This window comes from Sulfuritalea hydrogenivorans sk43H (assembly GCF_000828635.1).
Taxonomy (GTDB): domain Bacteria; phylum Pseudomonadota; class Gammaproteobacteria; order Burkholderiales; family Rhodocyclaceae; genus Sulfuritalea; species Sulfuritalea hydrogenivorans.
In genome coordinates, this window is sequence record NZ_AP012547.1 from 2127029 (window position 1) to 2146000 (window position 18972).

Annotated in this window: 13 protein-coding genes; 5 read left to right on the plus strand and 8 right to left on the minus strand. The window is 63.6% G+C overall.

Going from position 1 to position 18972, the window contains the following annotated elements:
* Window positions 1-21: 21 nt before the first annotated feature.
* Genes SUTH_RS10330 through xsc form a run of 5 tightly spaced genes read right to left on the minus strand, consistent with a single transcriptional unit; the run spans window position 22 to window position 6254 of the window.
* Window positions 22-867, minus strand: coding sequence for an SDR family oxidoreductase (locus SUTH_RS10330; RefSeq protein WP_171817352.1), 846 nt, complete (start codon window positions 865-867; stop codon window positions 22-24).
* Entirely contained in the window at window positions 834-1790 is a 957-nt protein-coding gene (locus SUTH_RS10335; RefSeq protein WP_041099059.1) for an SDR family oxidoreductase, read from the minus strand. The genes SUTH_RS10330 and SUTH_RS10335 overlap by 34 nt, the downstream gene beginning before the upstream one ends.
* The gene (locus tag SUTH_RS10340; RefSeq protein WP_041099061.1) at window positions 1787-2695 is read right to left on the minus strand and encodes a bile acid:sodium symporter family protein; all 909 of its coding nucleotides are present in this window, start codon (window positions 2693-2695) and stop codon (window positions 1787-1789) included. The genes SUTH_RS10335 and SUTH_RS10340 overlap by 4 nt, the downstream gene beginning before the upstream one ends.
* 15 nt (window positions 2696-2710) lie before the next feature.
* Window positions 2711-4462: a thiamine pyrophosphate-binding protein gene (locus tag SUTH_RS10345; RefSeq protein WP_041099063.1), complete on the minus strand. Its 1752-nt coding sequence runs from the start codon at window positions 4460-4462 to the stop codon at window positions 2711-2713.
* Window positions 4463-4487: 25 nt separating this feature from the next.
* Entirely contained in the window at window positions 4488-6254 is a 1767-nt protein-coding gene (gene xsc / locus SUTH_RS10350; protein ID WP_041099065.1) for a sulfoacetaldehyde acetyltransferase, read from the minus strand.
* Window positions 6255-6345: 91 nt separating this feature from the next.
* On the opposite strand from xsc, the gene SUTH_RS10355 reads away from it, so the two are divergent.
* The 5 genes from SUTH_RS10355 to SUTH_RS10375 all read left to right on the plus strand — a co-directional run bounded on the left by SUTH_RS10355 (window position 6346) and on the right by SUTH_RS10375 (window position 14239).
* Window positions 6346-7128, plus strand: coding sequence for an IclR family transcriptional regulator (locus SUTH_RS10355; RefSeq protein WP_052473528.1), 783 nt, complete (start codon window positions 6346-6348; stop codon window positions 7126-7128).
* Between the two features lie 32 nt (window positions 7129-7160).
* Window positions 7161-8255 (plus strand): PQQ-dependent sugar dehydrogenase, encoded by a 1095-nt coding sequence (locus tag SUTH_RS10360; RefSeq protein ID WP_041099067.1) that lies wholly within the window; start codon window positions 7161-7163, stop codon window positions 8253-8255.
* 130 nt (window positions 8256-8385) lie between these two features.
* Window positions 8386-9804: a bifunctional enoyl-CoA hydratase/phosphate acetyltransferase gene (locus SUTH_RS10365; protein ID WP_171817353.1), complete on the plus strand. Its 1419-nt coding sequence runs from the start codon at window positions 8386-8388 to the stop codon at window positions 9802-9804.
* Window positions 9805-9816: 12 nt separating this feature from the next.
* A complete protein-coding gene (locus SUTH_RS10370) occupies window positions 9817-11019 on the plus strand; it encodes an acetate/propionate family kinase (RefSeq protein ID WP_041099069.1) in 1203 nt (400 codons plus the stop codon).
* A 379-nt stretch (window positions 11020-11398) separates the two neighbouring features.
* A complete protein-coding gene (locus SUTH_RS10375; protein WP_052473529.1) occupies window positions 11399-14239 on the plus strand; it encodes an adenosylcobalamin-dependent ribonucleoside-diphosphate reductase in 2841 nt (946 codons plus the stop codon).
* A gap of 58 nt (window positions 14240-14297) precedes the next feature.
* Here the strand turns inward: SUTH_RS10375 and SUTH_RS10380 are convergent, their stop codons facing one another.
* Genes SUTH_RS10380 through SUTH_RS10390 form a run of 3 tightly spaced genes read right to left on the minus strand, consistent with a single transcriptional unit; the run spans window position 14298 to window position 18965 of the window.
* The gene (locus tag SUTH_RS10380) at window positions 14298-16004 is read right to left on the minus strand and encodes an ATP-binding response regulator (protein WP_084207345.1); all 1707 of its coding nucleotides are present in this window, start codon (window positions 16002-16004) and stop codon (window positions 14298-14300) included.
* A gap of 3 nt (window positions 16005-16007) precedes the next feature.
* Entirely contained in the window at window positions 16008-17168 is a 1161-nt protein-coding gene (locus tag SUTH_RS10385) for a response regulator (protein ID WP_041099073.1), read from the minus strand.
* Between the two features lie 21 nt (window positions 17169-17189).
* On the minus strand, window positions 17190-18965 hold the full coding sequence (locus tag SUTH_RS10390; protein WP_041099075.1) for a PAS domain S-box protein: 1776 nt from the start codon (window positions 18963-18965) through the stop codon (window positions 17190-17192).
* Window positions 18966-18972 lie beyond the last annotated feature (7 nt).

An 18972-nucleotide genomic window follows, 5' to 3' on the forward strand; every position in this document is an offset into this window, starting at 1 on the left:
TCTTGAGCGACGCGATTGCCCCTACGGCAAACCCGCAAACTCCCTGCCCACCCTTTTCTTCATGATCCGGGCGTAGAGCCCCGGCGCCAGCCGGCTCAGCCACCAGGCCTTGCGCGCGGTGGCATCGGGCAGCAGCAGCGTTTGCCCTGCCGCCACTGCCTCGAAAATTCGTTGCGCGATTTCCTCGGGCGAGGATTCGCCGCCGGTGGTGATGCGCGGGCTGCTCACCGGCGCGCCGCTGCCGTCGGTCGCGGCGGCGCCGATGCCGGTACGGATGAAGGAGGGACAAACCAGGGTGACGCCGACGCCGGCGCCCTCGACTTCGCTGCGCAGGCTGTCGAAGAAGCCGTGCAGCGCGTGCTTGCTGGCGGCATAGCCGGTGCGGCCGGTGAGCGGCGAGAAGCCGGCGACGCTGGAGATGGCGACGATGAAACCCTGCCGCGCGACGATGTGCGGCAGCGCGGCCTGGGTGAGGTTCGCCGCGCCGAAGAAATTGACTGCCATGACGCGGGCGATGACTTCGGGATCGGTGTCGACGAGCAGGCTGCGATGGCTGATGCCGGCGTTGTTGATGAGGCCGTCGAGCGCACCGAACTGCGCGAGCGTCGCCGTTACGGCCGCCTTGCAGGCGGTCGGGTCGGTGATGTCGCCGGGCAGGGCCAGCGCCTCGGCGCCCGTGGCGCGCAGCTGCGCCGTTATGTCGTCCAGCCGCGCCGCGTCGAGGTCCATGGCGGCGATCCGCGCGCCGGCGGCGGCATAGCGTCGGCACAGCGCGGCGCCGAGTCCGCCGGCGGCGCCGGTGACGAGGATCACGCGGCCCTTGAGTTCGCGCGTCACCCTGCCTTGCCCGCTCGCGAGTTGCGCCACAGTTCGAAGACTTCGGCCGAGGTCAGCTTCGGCACGTAGCCGAATTCCTCCTTCAGCCGCCGGTTGTCGAGCACCGGACGGTAACGCAGGAAATCGATCTGCTCCGGACCGTACTGGGTCAGGCCGAGCTTCTTCAGCAGCCACAGCGCCACCTGCAACAGGCCGGCCGGGAACTCGACGCAGCGCTTGCCGAGGCACGCGGCGATTTCGTCGATGTCGAGCTTGCCGTCTCCGGCAACGTTGAAAATGCCGGTCACCGGCGAGTCGACGCCCTGCACGATGGCGCCGACCACATCCTGGTCGTGGATGAAGACAAAGGGGCTGGCAGAACCACGGATCGCGATCAGGTAGGGCTTCTCGAACAGGTCGGTGATCTGGTTATGCACCGAAGCGCCCAGTATCGTGCCGATGCGGAAGACGATCTGTTCCAGTTGCGGCTGGCTGGCACGGTAGTCGGCCAGCATTTCCTCGACCAGGTGCTTGTGCCAGGAATAGGCGAAGCTCCGGTTGCCGCGGACCGGATCGTTTTCCGTCAGCCATTCCGGGTTGTCGGCGTGGTAGCCGTAGGCCGCGCCGCTGGACGAGACGATGACGCGCTTGACGTTGTGGCGGGCGCAGGCGTCGAGCAGCTTGCGGGTGCCGTCGACGTCGACGCTGTATTCGAATTCGCGGTTGCTCTTTTTGCCCGGCGTGACGATGGACGCCAGATGCACCACGACCTGCGGCCGGTGGCGGGCGACGATGGCATCGACTTCAGCGGCGCGGATGTCGGCAACTTCGTAGGCGACGCCGGGCAGGCGCTGCGCCGGTTCGCGCACATCGAGCGCGACGGTGGCGATGCCGGCGCGCCGCGCCAGTTCGGCCACCACCTGGCTGCCGAGGTAGCCGGAACTGCCGGTGACGAGGACGCGGACTGCGCTCATGTCGCGCCTTGCGGGTCGCGTCTACTCCAATAGGTGGATACCGTCAGCCCCGAGACGATATGCCAGATACCCCACCAGGCCGTGACGATGGCCATGCCGCCGAGGCCGTCGAAGAAGTTGAAAATCAGGATCAGGCCCAGCGCCGAGTTCTGGATGCCGACCTCGATGGAGACCGCGCGCCGGTCGCGCTCGGGCAGGCCGCTGAATTTCGCCGCGTAATAGCCGGTGAGCAGCGCCAGGCCGTTGTGCAGAAACACGGCGAAAACGACGAAGCCGACGTAGTCGAGGAAGTAACGCCAGTTGGCCGCCAGCGCACCGAGCACGAAGATGCCGAAGACCGTGATCGAGAATATCTTCACCGGCTTGTGCGCGCGCTCGACGAAGTTGGGGAAGCGATGGCCCGCCCACATGCCGACGATCATCGGCAGGCCGAGGAGCAGGAACACCGCAAGCAGCATTTCCGCCGGATCGAGCGCCACTTCCTTGAGGATGTTCGCGGTTTCCGGATTCAGCCCGCCCCAGAGCGACAGGTTGAGCGGCGTCATGACGATGGCCACGGCGGTGGAGATCGCCGTCATGGTGATCGACAGCGCGGTGTTGCCCCTCGCGTAGTGAGTGAGGAAGTTGGAAATGTTGCCGCCCGGACAGGCCGCCACCAGCATCATGCCCAGCGCGATGCTGGGCGCCGGCCTGATCGCCAGCACCAGCAGGAAGGTGAAGGCCGGCAACAGCAGGAACTGCCCGACCAGGCCGATGATCACGGGTTTGGGCATGGTCAGCACCGCCTTGAAGTCGGCGACTTTCAAGTCGAGCGCAACGCCGAACATCACCAGGCCGATGATGGCGTTGAGCGCCCACAGCGAACCCGGATTGAAGTTGAGGCGGACGAGGTCGATTTCGTTCATGCCGCACCCTCCCCGCTAGGCCTTCGGTTCCTCGTGCATCTTCTTGAAATGGATCAATCCCGGCGCCCACATGTGCTTGACCGGATCGACATCGACGTGGATCACCGCGCAACCGCCGGTGGCCAGCGCGCGCTGCAACGCGGGCTTGAGCTCCTTGGGATCGGAGACGCGCTCGCCGTAGGCACCCATGCTTTCGCCCAGCTTGTCGAACTTGATCTCGCCGAGGTCGGCCTTGATGGTTTCATCGGGGTCGAGGTGCTTGAAGATCATGGTCTTGATCGGCCGCAGCATGAACTGCTGGTTCATCTTGACCATGCCCCATTGCTTGTCGGCAAGCACGATGTAGATCACCTGCGCGTGGTTTCTCACCGCGGTTTCGACTTCCTGCGAATGGAAGCCCATGGCGCCGTCGCCGATGATGCAGCACACCGGCTTGCCCGGCCGCGCGATGGCGGCGGCCACGGCCTGCGAAGTGCCGGCGCCGAGCATGCCGAACTTGAAGGTGGAGATCACCGTGTTGGGCACCGTGACCTTGTGATAGAACATGGCCCAGATCGTCGCATTGCCGCCGTCGGCGACCAGCACCGAATCTTCCGGAAACAGTTCGCGGCAGACGGCGCCGATGTGCGCCGGGTGCATCGGGATCGCCATGTCGGAGAGCGCCTTGTCCCAGCCGGCGCGCTCGTCCTGCATGGTTTTGGCATAGCCGGCGACGCGCGCGCGGCGGGCGTCGAGCTTGATCTCGCCCTTGCGCTTTTCCAGTTCATCGGCCAGCAGTTCGAGGAAGCGCTTTGCGTCGGCGACGACGCCGAGGTCGGCCGGCTTGTTCACGCCGATCATGTCGGCATCGAGGTCGACCTGGATGGTCTTCTGCTCGGACGGATGGCGCCAGTACGGCGGCTTGCCCCACCAGTCGGTCTCGCCGATGCGCGAGCCGAGGATCAGCACCGTGTCGGCATCGTTGCGCACCTGGTGGTTGAGCTTGACGTGCGGCATGGTGATCGCCAGCGGCGAGTCTTCGGTCAGCATGCCGCGCGCGGCCCAGCTGGTGGTGACCGGCGCGTGCAGCAGCTCGGCGACGCGTTTCAGGGCGTCATAGGCGTTGCAGTGGATGATGCCGCTGCCGGCGTGGATCATCGGTGCGCCCGCCGCGATCAACAGATCGGCGGCCTGCTTCACCTGCTCGAAAGTCGGCGCTGGCGGTACGGCGTTGCGGTACTGGTGCGGCGCCCAATAGGCAATGTCGGCCTTGAATTTGCCGTTCATGATGGTCTCGGGCACGTCGACATGCACCACGCCGGGCCGCCCTTCCCAGCTCTTGCGCAGGGCCTTCCTCACCAATTCCGGCACGCGGTCGAAGGAGGACACGGCCGAGCTCCACTTGCCGATCTTGCCGATCACCCCGCTCTGGTCGAAGCACTGGTAGCTGCCGCCGCGGTCGGGGTACATGATGGTCGGCCGCCGTGCGCTGGTGATCGCCAGCACGCGGTTGCCGTCGGCCTGCTCGACCACCAGGCCGGGCAGCAGGTTGGCCACGCCGGGGCCGTTGCTGGCCATGCAGACGCCGAGCTTGCCGGTCAGTCGCGCATAGGTGCCTGCCATGTGGGCGGCGCAGGTTTCGTGGCGCGGCGTGACGATCTCGATGCCGAGCCGGTGCAGCGCCGAATAGAAACCGAAATAGGTGCCGTCGATGATGCCGAACACCTTCTCGACGCCTTCCTTCTGCAACATGCGGGCGAGGACTTCGCCGCCGGTGATTTCCGCCATTTGCCTTGTCTCCTCTGGATGTCTGTCAGACGTAGTTTTTGTACTTGTCGAGAAAGCGTACCGGTTTCGACAATGCATCGCGGCGGAACGGATCGCCCAGCTCGCGCGTCACCATCATTTCCAGTACCGTGGTTTTTCCCTCCCTCTGCGCGACACAAGCGGCGGCGAGCGCCGGGCCGACGTCGGCCAGCCGGTCCACCACCACGCCTTCCGCGCCCATGGCGCGCGCAATCGCGGCGAAGCCGGGGTTGTCGAGGTTGGAGCCGACGAAGCGGTTGCCGTAGAAATCCACCTGGTTCTTTTTCTCCGCGCCCCATTGCTTGTTGTGGAACACCACGGCGGTGACGGGAATCCTCTCGCGCACGCAGGTCAGGATTTCGCCGAAGCTCATGCCCCAGGCGCCGTCGCCGACATAGGCCACCGCCGGCCGCTCCGGCGCGGCGTGCTTGGCGCCGATGATGGCGGGAAAGGCGTAGCCGCAATTGCCGAAGCTCATCGCGGCGAAGAAACTGCGCGGTCGCCTGAAGCGCAGGTAGCTGTTGGCCACCGAGCAGATGTTGCCGATGTCTGTGGACACCATGGCGTCGTCGGGCAGCGCGCGTTCCAGTTCACGCAGCATCTGGCGCGGGTGGATGGCGGGGCTGTCCTTGGCGACTTCGATGCTCCAAGGATCGCGTTCATGCGGCCAGGCATCGAGCTCGGCCTCCCACTCGGCCTTGGCCTGCGCAATTTCCCCGGCGCGGTTCTCGATGCTCAACTGACAGGCCAGCACCTGGCTGGCGAGGCGATGGACCAGCGCATCCGCGGCGGCCCTGGCGTCGCCGCAGATGCCGACGGAGATCTGCTTTACCAGGCCGAGCATTTTCGCGTCGGCGTCGACCTGGATGATCTTCGCATTCTTCGGCCAGTAGTCGAGGCCATGCTGCGGCAAGGTACCGAAAGGCCCCAGCCGCGTTCCCAGCGCCAGCACCACGTCGGCCTTCGCGATCAGCTTCATCGCGGCTTTCGATCCCTGATAGCCGAGCGGCCCGCACCACAAGGAATGATCGGCGGGGAAGGAATCGTTGTGCAGATAACTGCTCACCACAGGCGCGCCGAGCAGTTCGGCCAGCGCGATGCAGGACTCGACGCCGTCGGCCAGCACCACGCCGCCGCCGGAGACGATCACCGGAAAGCGCGCCGCCGCCAGCAGCTCCGCCGCGGCGTCGAGGCTCCGTTCGCCACCGGCGCCGCGCTCGATGCGGATCGGCGGCGTGATCTCGAACTCGGCATCGCCGTAGAAATAATCGCGCGGGATGTTGAGCTGGGTCGGCCCCATTTCCAGCATGGCGCGATCGAAGCAGCGCGCGGCGATTTCGGCCATGCGCTTCGGATTGTTCACATGCCCCTGATATTTCGTGATCCCGGAAAAGATCGGCAGCTGGCTGGTTTCCTGGAAACCGCCGAGGCCCATGCCCATGCTGCCGGTCTCGGGCGTAATGGCCACCACCGGGCTGTGCGCCCAGTAGGCCGCCGCCACGGCTGTAACGAAGTTGGTGACGCCGGGGCCGTTTTGCGCAATGCAGACGCCATGACGGCCGCTGACGCGCGCATAGCCGTCGGCCATGTGCGCCGCGCCCTGCTCATGCACCGTGGGAATGAAGCGGATGCCGGCCGCCGGGAAAATGTCCAGTGCATCCATGTAGGCCGAGCCGACGATGCCGAAAACGTCGGTGACGCCGTTGGCGGCCAGGGTTTCCACCAGGGCTTCGCTCGGCGTCATGCGCTGTCGCCCGTTTTTGTTCTCCGCCATGATCAATTCTCCACGATTGATTGCAAGGCATGATTGCATGTCAGCTATTTTTCGTCAATAATGAAATTGTTTGTTCCATTTTTTGCTAATTATGTCGAATATAGAAACTGATCAATCCTCAGCGGCCCTGCGTGCAGTTGCCATCATGGAGGCCGTGGCGCGAGCCGCCGACCCGCTTTCGCTGACGGAAATCATGGCCGCGACCGGGCTGCCGAAACCGACGGTGCATCGCACGCTGGCTCTGCTCGAAGGCTCCGGAATTCTCCTGCGCGAACCGCAAGGCAAACGTTACGGGCCGGGGCCGCGCTTGTCCGCGCTGGCGCTCGATGTGGTATCGGGCGCCGCCTGGCGCGCGCCGCGCCACGCCATCCTGAAATCGGCCGTGGATGAAATCGGCGAAACCTGCAACCTCACCATGCTTGACGGCACCGAGGTGGTCTATCTCGATCGCGTCGAGGCCGCCTGGCCGCTGCGCCTGCACCTGCAGAGCGGATCGCGAGTGCCGGCCCATTGCAGCGCCAGCGGCAAGCTGCTGCTGGCCCTGATGCCGGCGCGAGCCCGCCGTCGCATTGTCGACGCCCTTCCCATGAAGGAATTCACCCCGGGCACGATCTCCGACCGCGCCGCATTCGAAGAGACCCTGAAACGCATCCGAAAGGATCGCTACAGCACCGACAACGAGGAATATCTCGCCGGCATGATTTGCGTCGCGGTTCCGGTGGAGAACGATCAACGCAGCATTCCTGCCGCGCTGGCGGTTCATGCCCCGGCCACGCGACTGAGCCTGGCCCGGGCGCTGACCCATGTGCCGGCCCTGCGCCGCGCCGCCGCACGGCTGGTGGAAACCTTTCCCGAGGCGGGCACGACCAAGTAGACTTGTCGCGAGCCGACGCTCATGGAGTTGCGATGCAAGTTGCGCTGATTATTATCCTGATGGCATGGACCGCGGTGGCCACGGCGCTGCCGCTGGAGACCATCAAGCTGCCACCCGGTTTTGCCATCGAGCTCTGGGCGCGGGTGGACAACGCGCGGCAGATGGCACTGGGCGGCGTGAGTGAAAAAGGCGGCGTGCTCTACGTCGGCTCGCGCGGCGCCGGCAAGGTGCATGCGATTCGTTTCGATGCCGCCTATCGGCCCGGTCCCGTGCTGCGCATCGCCGACGGCCTGAACATGCCGAGCGGAGTGGCCTGGCGCGATGGCGCGCTCTATGTCGCGGCGGTGAATCGTTTGCTGCGTTACGACGACATTGACCGCCGCCTCGACAAGCCGCCGGTGCCGATTGTCGTCACCGACACACTGCCAAAGGATACCCACCACGGCTGGAAATTCATCGCCTTCGGCCCGGACGGCAAACTTTACGTGCCGGTCGGCGCGCCGTGCAACATCTGCGATCCGGGCGACCCTTACGCCGCCATCCTGCGCATGGACGCCGACGGTTCAAACCGCGAAGTATTTGCGCGCGGTGTGCGCAACAGTGTCGGCTTCGACTGGAGTCCGCTCGACGGCACGCTGTGGTTCACCGACAACGGCCGCGACATGCTGGGCGACGACAGCCCACCCGACGAACTCAACCGCGTCCCGCGCGCGGGCCTGCATTTCGGCTATCCGTTCTGTCACGGCGGCGATATTCCCGATCCCGAATTCGGCGCCAGGCGCCGCTGCGGCGAATTCACCCCGCCCACGCTGAAACTCGGCCCCCATGTCGCCAGCCTCGGCATGCGCTTTTACGGCGGCACGATGTTTCCCGCCGAATACCGCAACCAGGTTTTCATCGCCGAACACGGCTCGTGGAACCGCTCGAAGAAAGTCGGCTACCGGATTTCCCTGGTGCGGCTGAAGGACGGCCGCGCCGTCGCCTACGAAAGCTTCGCCAGCGGCTGGCTGCAAGGCGAATCCGCCTGGGGCCGCCCGGCGGATGTGCAAATGCTGCCCGACGGCTCGCTGCTGGTGGCCGACGACCATGCCGGCGCGATTTACCGCATCACCTACCGCAAGCCCTGAGTCTTGGGATCCGGCGCTGGCAAACCCTTGACCCTGATATGGATCAAAAGACAACTGAATATCCGGAACGGAATATTGCATCGCAGCAATTCCACGCTAAGATATCTGTAAACGCTCAGGACACTTTTACATGACCCAGATCCAGGCCAGCAATTCCGAATACATCGAAAACCGCACTTTCGACGAGATACAGATCGGCGACAGCGCGACACTGGTTCGGACCTTGCGCCACGAAGACATCCAGATGTACGCCATCATGTCGGGCGACATCAACCCGTCGCACGTCGATCCGGAATACGCGCATTCATCGATGCTGCGCGAAGTCATCGCGCACGGCATGTGGGGCGGCGCGCTGATTTCCAATGTGCTCGGCACGCAGTTTCCCGGCCCGGGTACCGTGTACAAAGATCAGACACTGCATTTCGAGCTGCCGGTGCGGGTCGGCGATACGCTGACGGTCACCATCACCTGCGAAAAGAAATTTCCGCGCAACCACCACATGGTGTTCGATTGCCAGTGCACCAACCAGGACGGACAAAAGGTCATCAGCGGCACCGCGGAAGTGCTGGCTCCCACTGAAAAAATCCGGCGCCTGAAAGCCAACCTGCCCGATTTCAAGCTGTCGGAGACGCGCAAGGCGCGCTTCGAGCACCTGCTGGAGATCACCAAGGGGCTTACCCCGATCTCGATGGCCGTGGCCCACCCCTGTGACACCGAATCGCTGAAGGGCGCGTTGCTGGCGCGTGATCGCGGCCTGATCATTCCGACACTGGTCGGACCGGAAGAGAAGATTCGCCAGTTGGCCGAAGCCAACCAGCTTGACCTCTACGGCTGTACGGTGATCAACGTCGCCCACAGCCACGCCGCGGCCGAGATCGCCGTATCGCTGGCGCGCGAAGGCCAGGTCGAGGCGCTGATGAAGGGCTCGCTGCACACCGACGAACTGATGAGCGAAGTCATCGACAAGGCCACCGGCCTGCGCACCGCACGGCGCATCAGCCATGTGTTCCTGATGGACGTGCCGACCTATCCGCGCCTGCTGTTCATCACCGATGCCGCGGTCAATGTCGCCCCCGATCTCGAAGCCAAGGTCGACATCGTGCAGAACGCGATCGATCTGGCGCACATGCTGAAGATCGCCGATCCCAAGGTGGCGATCCTCGCCGCGGTCGAAACCGTGAACCTGAAAATGCAGGCCACGCTTGATGCCGCCGCGCTGTGCAAGATGGCCGACCGCGGCCAGATTACCGGCGGCCTGCTGGACGGACCGCTGGCCTTCGACAACGCCATCTCCGTGGTCGCGGCGCGCACCAAGGGCATCAAGTCCGCGGTCGCCGGCCAGGCCGACATCCTGCTGGTGCCCGACATCGAATCCGGCAACATGCTGGCCAAGCAGCTCGAATACCTGGCCGATGCGCTGACTTCGGGCATCGTGCTCGGCGCCAAAGTACCGATCGTGCTGACCAGCCGCGCCGACTCGGCCGAAACCCGCACCGCCTCCACCGCCGTGGCGATGGTGATGGCCCATGCCAAGCGCAAGAAACTGTAAGCGGGAGCGCCCATGGCTGATGCCATCCTCACCCTCAACGCGGGTTCCTCGTCGATCAAGTTTGCGTTGTTCGCATACAGCGCAGCGATCCCGCAGCAACCGGAACTGGTCGGCCAGATCGACGGCATAGGCGCCGCGGGCGGCCAGCCGGCGCACTTCAATGCCAGGGATGCGGCCAGGCACGTGCTGGACGACCTTGATCTCGACCTCGACGGCCCGACCGAAACTCCACACAAGGTGGCGCTGCATTTCCTGGTCGACTGGCTGCATCAGCGCGAAGCCGGCTGGCGCATTCGCGGCGTCGGCCATCGCGTGGTGCATGGCGCGCAGAAATTCTCGCAACCGATCGTGCTTGACGCCGCCATGGTCGATGCGCTGCGCGGCTTCATTCCGCTGGCCCCGTTGCACCAGCCGCACAACCTGGCCGGCATCGACGCGATGACCGCCGCCCTGCCGGCCATACCGCAGGTCGCCTGCTTCGACACCGCCTTTCACCGCAGCCAGCCCGAGCTCGCACAACTCTTTGCCCTGCCGCGCGCCATTACCGCGCAGGGCGTGCGCCGCTATGGTTTCCACGGGCTCTCCTACGAATACATTGCCGAAGTGCTGCCACGGCATCTCGGTCCGCAAAAGGCCCGCGGCCGCGTCATCGTGGCGCACCTGGGCAACGGCGCATCGATGTGCGCCATGAAGGACCTGAAGAGCCAGGCATCGACCATGGGCTTCACCGCCGTCGACGGCCTGATGATGGGCAGCCGCACCGGCAACCTCGATCCCGGCGTGCTGCTCTACCTGATGGACTACCACCAGATGGACGCCAAGGCGCTGACCCGGCTCCTGTACAAGGAATCGGGCTTGCTCGGCGTTTCCGGCATCAGCCAGGACATGCGCATACTGCTCGATTCGCCGGCACCCGAAGCGCGCGAGGCGGTCGACCTGTTCTGCTACCGCGTGGTGCGCGAAATCGGCTCGCTGACGGCCGCGCTGGGCGGTCTCGATGCGCTGGTATTCACCGGCGGCATCGGCGAGCATGGCGCCCCGGTGCGGGGCATGGTTTGCGACCGGCTGGGATGGCTTGGATTGAGGCTGAATTCAGCCGCCAACGATGCCAACGCGTCAAAAATTTCGGCGGCGGACAGCGAAATCGAGGTCTGCGTCATACCCACGAATGAAGAGTGGATTATTGCCCGGCACACGGCAAATCTCATCGCCTGAGCGGCCACTTTCCGCGCTTTCCAGTCCTGTCCAGCGTGTCAACCCCCTTGACAGTTCAAGCGTAACCCGCCCTAGCAAAAAGCGACCCAGATCGCCCTCAGGCCAAGTCCTAAAAAGGACTGCCATCTCACTGTTTTTCTTCCTCTTTCCACACGACAAAACATACTATATCTAGTAGGGCGTACTCATCACCTGCACTAGTGCTTTTATTAACTCATTGTTTTGATTGATGTAAAAATTTTCTACTTTTCACGACGCGGAGCCGGGGGTATGCTTCCCCGCTCGCTGGACCCTAAACTCGGACACGCCTTCGGAAGAGACCATGGATAACACAATAAATAATACTGAGGAATCAACAAGCTACGAGCACACAGGGCAGATGGGCCTGCCCCTGCCGCAAGAGATTTCAGGCGAGGTTCTGCTGGAGAAATATGCCAAGGGCACGGAACGCGACGTACGCGACGTGCGCAGCCGCGTGGCCCGCGCGCTGGCTTCGAACGAAGCCGAAGACAAACGAAGTTTCTGGGAGGGGCGCTTCCTTGAAGCGCAGGAAAACGGCTTCGTTCCCGCCGGCCGCATCAACTCCGCCGCCGGCACCGACCTGTGCGCCACGCTGATCAACTGTTTCGTGCAGCCGGTGGGCGACTCGATCTCCGAGATCGTCGACGGCCGCCCCGGCATCTACACCGCCTTGCTGCAGGCCGCCGAGACCATGCGCCGCGGCGGCGGCGTCGGCTATGACTTCTCTTCCATCCGTCCGATCGGCGCCCACGTCAAGGGCACGCAGTCGCGCGCCTCCGGCCCCGTCTCCTACATGCGCGTGTTCGACCGCTCCTGCGAGACGGTCGAATCCGCCGGCAGCCGCCGCGGCGCGCAAATGGGCGTGCTGCGCTGCGACCACCCGGACATCGAGGATTTCATCCACGCCAAGGACGCCGGCGACCTGACCAACTTCAACATCTCGGTCGGCGTCACCGATCCGTTCATGCAGGCCGTCGAGGCCGATGGCGACATCGAACTGACGCATCGCGCCACGCCCTCGGCCGACATCAAGGCCGCCGGCGCCTACCAGCGCGGCGACGGCCAGTGGGTCTATCGCAAGGTCCGCGCGCGCGACCTGTGGGAGCAGATCATGCGCTCCACCTACGATCACGCCGAACCGGGCATCCTGTTCCTCGACCGCATGAACAAGGACAACAACCTCTACTACTGCGAAACCATCGAGGCCACCAACCCCTGCGCCGAACAACCGCTGCCACCTTACGGCTGCTGCTGCCTGGGTTCGATCAACCTGACGCTGTTCGTCAAGGATGCCTTCAGCAAGAAGGCCAGCTTCGATTTCGCCGCCTTCGGCCGGGTCATCGACACCTCGGTGCGCATGCTCGACAACGTGCTCGACGCCACGCACTGGCCGCTCGAGCAGCAACTCAAGGAAGCGCAGAACAAGCGCCGCGTGGGCCTGGGCTTCACCGGCCTCGGCGATGCGCTGATCATGCTCAAGCTGCGCTACGACACCGATGCCGCGCGCGAGATGGCGCAGAAGATTTCCGAGTACATGCGCGACCGCTCCTACCTCTACTCGGTCGAGCTGGCCAAGGAGCGCGGCGCCTTCCCGCTGTTCAACGCCGACATGTACCTCTCCGGCGGCAATTTCGCCTCGCGCCTGCCGCAGGAAATCAAGGATGCCATCCGCAAGCACGGCCTGCGCAACTCGCACCTGCTGTCGATCGCGCCCACCGGCACGATCAGCCTGGCCTTCGCCGACAACGCCTCGAACGGCATCGAGCCGCCCTTCTCCTGGGTCTATACGCGCAAAAAACGCATGGCCGACGGCACGCACAAGGAATACGCGGTCGAGGACTATGCCTGGCGCCTCTACAAGCACCAGGGCGGCGACGTTTCCAAGCTGCCCGACTACTTCGTCACCGCGCTGGAAATCTCGGCCCAGGCGCATGAGCAGATGGTCGCCGCCGTGGCGCCCTATGTCGATACCTCGATCTCGAAGACGGTGAACGTGCCCGCCGACTACCCCTACTCGGAATTCGAAGACCTCTACATGGTGGCCTGGAAATCCGGCCTCAAGGGGCTGGCCACCTACCGGCCCAACTCGGTGCTGGGCAGCGTGCTCTCGGTCGGCAGCAGCACGCCGGCGGAAAGCGCCCAGAAGCAGCCGCAGGACGTCACCATCGACCACGCCAACCGTCGCCTGTCGATCGGCGCCCTGCCCGCTCCGGTGCTCGCCAGCCTGCGCTGGCCCGGCCGCCCGCGCATGACCGACGGCAACGCGGCATGGACCTACATGATCGAAGCGCCGCACGGCGAGTTCGCGCTCTTCGTCGGCCAGATCGAAAACGATTTCGGACGCGAAGTCCCGTTCGAAGTCTGGGTCAATGGCGCCGAACAGCCGCGCGGCATCGGCGCCGTGGCCAAGACCCTGTCGATGGACATGCGCGCCAACGACAAGGCCTGGCTCAAGCTCAAGCTCGACGCGCTGGCCAAGACCCAGGACGACGACGCCTTCGAACTGCCGCTGCCGCCCAACGGCGAGCGCAAGATGGTTCCCGGCGTGGTTTCCGCGCTGGCGCACGTCGTGCGCTACCGCTGCGAAAAACTCGGTGCGCTGGAAGGCGCCGAAGCCACGCCGGTGATCGACTGCATGTTCAGCCGCGACGAACCCAAGACCGGCACCGACGGCACGCTGTCCTGGACCGTCGATGTGGTGAATCCGGCCGCCGGCGAAGAGTTCGTCCTCGGCCTCAAGGAAATCACCCTGCCCGACGGCGTCACGCGGCCCTACTCGGTATGGCTCTCCGGCCACTACCCGCGCGCGCTGGACGGCCTGACGCGCCTGCTCTCGCTCGACATGCGCGTGCTCGATCCGGCCTGGATCGGCATGAAGCTGCGCAAGCTGACCAACTACGCCGAGCCGCTGGGCGATTTCATGGCGCGCGTGCCCGGTTCCAACAAGCAGCAGAACTGGCCCTCGACGGTCGCCTACATCGCCCGCCTGATCATGCATCGCTACGCCATGCTGCACATCCTCGACGAGAACGGCTACCCGACGCGGGAAATGGGCATCCTCGAAGTCCCCGAGCAGAAGAGCGGCGGCGTCAAGGTGATGCAGGGCTCGCTGTGCGGCGAATGCGGCAACTACACGGTGATCCGCAAGGACGGCTGCGACTTCTGTTCGGCCTGCGGCGCGGTGGGCACCTGCGGCTGACGCAGCAGCACTGCCAATGAAAAGCCCGGCAGTTGCCGGGCTTTTCATTTTGCCGTCGTCATTGCGCCGGCAGGGTCAGGGTGATGCAGGTGCGATTGTCGGCATCGCTGGTTTCCATGGCGATGCTTCCGTTTTGCGCCTCGACCAGCAGTTTCGCTGAATAGGTGCCCAGCCCGGTGCCGCCCTGCTTGTCCGCCGTGGCGAACTTCTCGAAGAAGGTTTCGCGGATCGCGGCCGGCACCACGCCCTGGTTCTCCAGTGTGATCTTCATCGGCGCGCCACGATGGATGGTGATGGTCACCGTCGAGTTCTCCGGCGCCGCCTCGCAGGCATTCTTCAGCAGGTTCTGGAACAGCGAGTAGCACAGCATCGAGTCGCCGATCGCCATCAGTTCCTCGTCGGTTACGCCATGCGGCGTTGCCACGGCGATGGTGAGGTTTTTCACGGCAAAAGGCCGGCGCAGCAGTTCGGCAATGCGACGGATGATCTGCACCACCGTCACCACCTGCGGCTTGAGCACGAAGCGCTGGGTCTCGATCTTGAACAGCTCGTTGGAGAGATTGATCATGTCGAGGACCTGCAGCGCGGTCTCCTCGATCATGCGGATGCTTTCCTTCTGGTCCTCGGTCAGGTTGTCGGCATCGGCGAGGCTCTGCACCAGGCCGATCACGCCGGAGAGCGGACCCTTCATGTCGTGCCGCGTGATGCGCTCGACATCCTCCTTGAGCCGCTCGGTCTGCATCATCTCGTCGTAATCGGCCTGCAACTGCGAATGCAGCTCGACATAGCGCATGAAGTTCTTCACGCGGGCCGTGAGCGCCACGGGATCGATCGGCTTGGTGACGAAGTCGACGGCGCCGAGTTCCATGCCCTTCAGGCGCGCGTCTTCGCCCGTCATCGCCGTGACGAAGATCACCGGGATGTGCTCCGACGACGGATGTCCGCGCAGCCGTTGCGCCACTTCGAAGCCGTCCATGCCGGGCATCATGATGTCGAGCAGAATCAGGTCGGGCGGCGTATCCGACTGGCAGATCGACAACGCCTTTTCGCCGTTGTGGGCAATCTTGACGCGATACTCGTCCTTGAAAAGCTGGGACAGCAGATGCAGGTTGTCCGGTGTGTCATCGACAACCAAAATGGTAGGTCGTTCCCGCACCCTCTCCACCCCCGGCGCGACCCGCTGAGCCGGCGCGGTGGCTTGCGCCGCGAGTTCCGCCGGCGCATCCCTCGCCACCGACTCGGTCTCCGTCGTCAGGGGCGTCCCGTTGAGGCTCACCCTGGCGCCGGTCCCGGCAAGAACGGCCGCCGGATCGATCGGCTTATTCTGGCGCGGTTTCCAGTCCAGGGTCTTTTCCACCCGTTCACCGAAACGGCCCGAGGTGTAAGGCTTGACCAGCAGTTCCGACACGCCGGACTGGATGGCCATCATGACGCGGTCCCGCTCCGCTTCGGCGGTGATCATCAGGAAGGGCAAGGCGAACAGCTTCTCGTTGGCGCGAATCGAAAGCAGCAGTTCCAGCCCTGACATCACAGGCATGTTCCAGTCGGACAGCACCATGGTCACGGGATGGCGGGCCAGCATCTTCAGTGCCTCGGCACCGTTCATCGCCTCGATGATCCGCGTTGCACCCAGCTGCTTCAACTGGTTGATGGTCACCTTGCGCATCGAATCAAAATCATCGACGACGAGGAAAGTGCCCTGTTTCAAGCGTGTCGCCAAGGCCATGCTGTCGCCGCCGGAAGACTTCACGAAGGGAAAGTTCATGTCCTAGCCCTCCGTGCCGGCTAGACGATCCAGCTGGGCTTTTTTCTTTTCCATGTCCTGGTCGGAATCGGCAAAACGCTTGGCGATAGCCTGGAACTCATCCTGCAACGCCATGAAGGCATCGACCATGTCCGGATCGAAGTGGCTGCCTTTGCTCGCCGCAATGATCTGGACGGCCTTTTCATGAGGCATGCCCTCCTTGTAGACCCGCCGGCTGATCAATGCGTCATAGACATCCGCCACCGCCATCAGTCGCGCCGGGATCGGAATCGCGTCTCCCGCCACTCCCTTCGGATAGCCGCCACCATCCCATTTTTCCTGGTGCCCATAGGCAATTTCCTTGGCCATGGTAAGAAAGTCGACCTTCATGCCCAATTGATCTTCGGCCGACTGGATGGCATCGCGCCCAAGCGCAGCGTGGGTTTTCATGATCTCGAATTCCTCGGGTTCGAACTTGCCCGGCTTCAACAGGATGCGGTCCGGTATCCCGACCTTGCCGATGTCATGCAACGGCGCCGACTTGAACAGCATGGCGATATTCTGGTCGGTGAGAAAGCTCGTGAAACGAGGATGCGTCCTGAGCTTTTCGGCCAGCGCCTTTACATAGTACTGGGTGCGGCGGATGTGGTTGCCAGTGTCCGAGTCGCGCGTTTCCGCAAGCGATGCCATGGCGAGAATCGTGACATCCTGGATCGCCATTACCTCGCGGGTGCGTTTGCCGACCTCGATTTCAAGGTAGTCAGCCTTGTCGCGCAGGAAATCGGCCGACGCCTTGAGCGACAACTGCGTGGCAACCCGGGCCATGACGATGGGCGGGCTGATCGGCTTCGTGATGTAATCGACAGCGCCCATTTCCAGGCCCTTCTTTTCGTCCTCGACCTCAGACTTGGCGGTGAGGAAAATCACCGGAATATCGCGCGTGGCGGGGTCGCTCTTGAGCCGCTGGCAGACCTCATAGCCGTCAATGCCCGGCATCATGATGTCGAGCAGGATCAGATCGGGCGGATTGTCGGACTGGGCGATCTTGAGGGCCTTTTCACCGCCGTTGGCCACCTTCACCTTGTAGTCGTCCTTGAGCAGGCTGCTCATCAGCGACAGATTGTCCGGCGTGTCGTCCACTACCAGTACGGTGGCCTTTTCAATGAAATCGAGGTCGAGTTCCATGATGTCTTCCTTTGCTCCTGATTAGCTTGCGATTCTACGCACGGAAACGCTGACGCACTTGCCGCGCGCACCACGCGGCGGCAAGCCGCTGAGCGTGATTGTGACAGGCACTTCGCTGCCATCCTTGCGCCGGCCGGTCAGCTTGGGTCCCGCCCCCATGGCGCGGGCGCGCTCCTCGTTCATGAACTGCGCGCGCAAGGCGGGATGCCGGTCGCGAACACGATCCGGCACCAGTTGCTCGATCTGGCCGCCCACCAGTTCGCCGGGTTCGTAGCCGAATATTTTTTCGGCTTCCGGGTTGGTCAGGAGTATCTGCCCGGCGGCATCGGCGACCAGCATGCCGTCCGGCGCGGATTCGATGATGCTGCGGAACCAGTTTTCGGTCTCCAGCAATTCGGCCTGCTGCGCCTCCATTTCCACCTGTTGTTCCTCCAGTTGGGCGGCCTGTTTCTCCATGCGTTCCGCCTGTTCCTGAGTGGCCGCCAGCAATTCCCTGGTCTTCAGGTTGCGGTCAAGAATCTCCATGCTGGCGGCCAGCACCGGCTGCAGGGCGTCGAGGACACTCTGTTCACGTTCGTTGAATTGCTGGAACGAAGCCATCTCCAGCACACCCAGAACGCGATTACCGTGAATGATCGGCTGCACGATGATGCAGGCTGGTGGCCCCTCGCCGAGCCCCGAGTTGATGCGAATGTAGTCTTTCGGTGCGGTGAGCATGATCGGCACCTTTTCCATCGCGCACTGGCCGACCAGTCCTTCACCGACCGCGAAACTGCTGTTGAGATGTTTGCGCTCCCGGTAGCCATAGCTCGCCAGCAGGTTGAAACGGCCATCATTTTCCAGCACATAAAACGCTCCGTGGCCAGCACCGATCGCAGGCGCGATTTTCGATACCGCTGTTTGCGTCAGTGCGCGGAAATCCTCTGCTTGCTGCAACTCGGTGCTGATTTCCGAGGCGTGGGACTTGACCCAGTGCTGGGCGTTGGCCTTGCGGTAGATATCCTGCAGCACCGCGATGGCGCGCGCCATGATGCCGATCTCGTTCGGATAATCGGTATGGGGAATAGGCGCATCGACCTTCCCGGCCGCCAGTTCTTCGACCGAATGGCGCAAGCGCTCGTTGGGTCCCTGGATTGACAGGCCGATCAGCATGCCGATACCCAGCATCAGGATCACGCCGATGACCAACAGGAGGATGGCAGTCTGCCGCGTCTGGGCGGCACGTTCGCGCAAAGCATCCAGGGTTTGCCGCGAGCCTTGCTCCTTGATGCGGGTAATGGCGTCAATGGTTTCGTCCGCCGCCAATCCCAACGCCGAAAATTCGGTGCTGCTTATGAATTTGGCCGCCTCGGAAGAACTGATCCTCTCACGTTCCAGCAAGGCCAGCGCATGGACGACATTTTCGTTGTACTTGTTGAAGTTGCGCAGGAACTCCTCGTATTTGTCCAGGGCTTCCTTGCGGACAATGCGCTTCTTCGCTTCGGCAAGTTCCCGCTGCAGCGTGGTGCGTGCCGTATCCACCTGCGCACGAGCCTTGTCCCGCGCCGCACCGTCCTGGGCAATCATCGCCTGACGCAGCGACCGACCCATGTAGATCAGGTTGATGTTGGCTTCCTTGAGATGCGAGATGCCCAGCAGGTCGGCATCGTAGAGTCGCTCTACCTCGGCTGTCGTTTCCGACTGGTTGACCAGGCTGTTGAATCCGATCACGGCCGCAATCAGCAGGCCGAAGCTGAAGCCGAGGAGCAACTTGATATTCAGCCGCAGCTTCTCGATGGAAATGAGCAGAACGTTCATGGTGAAT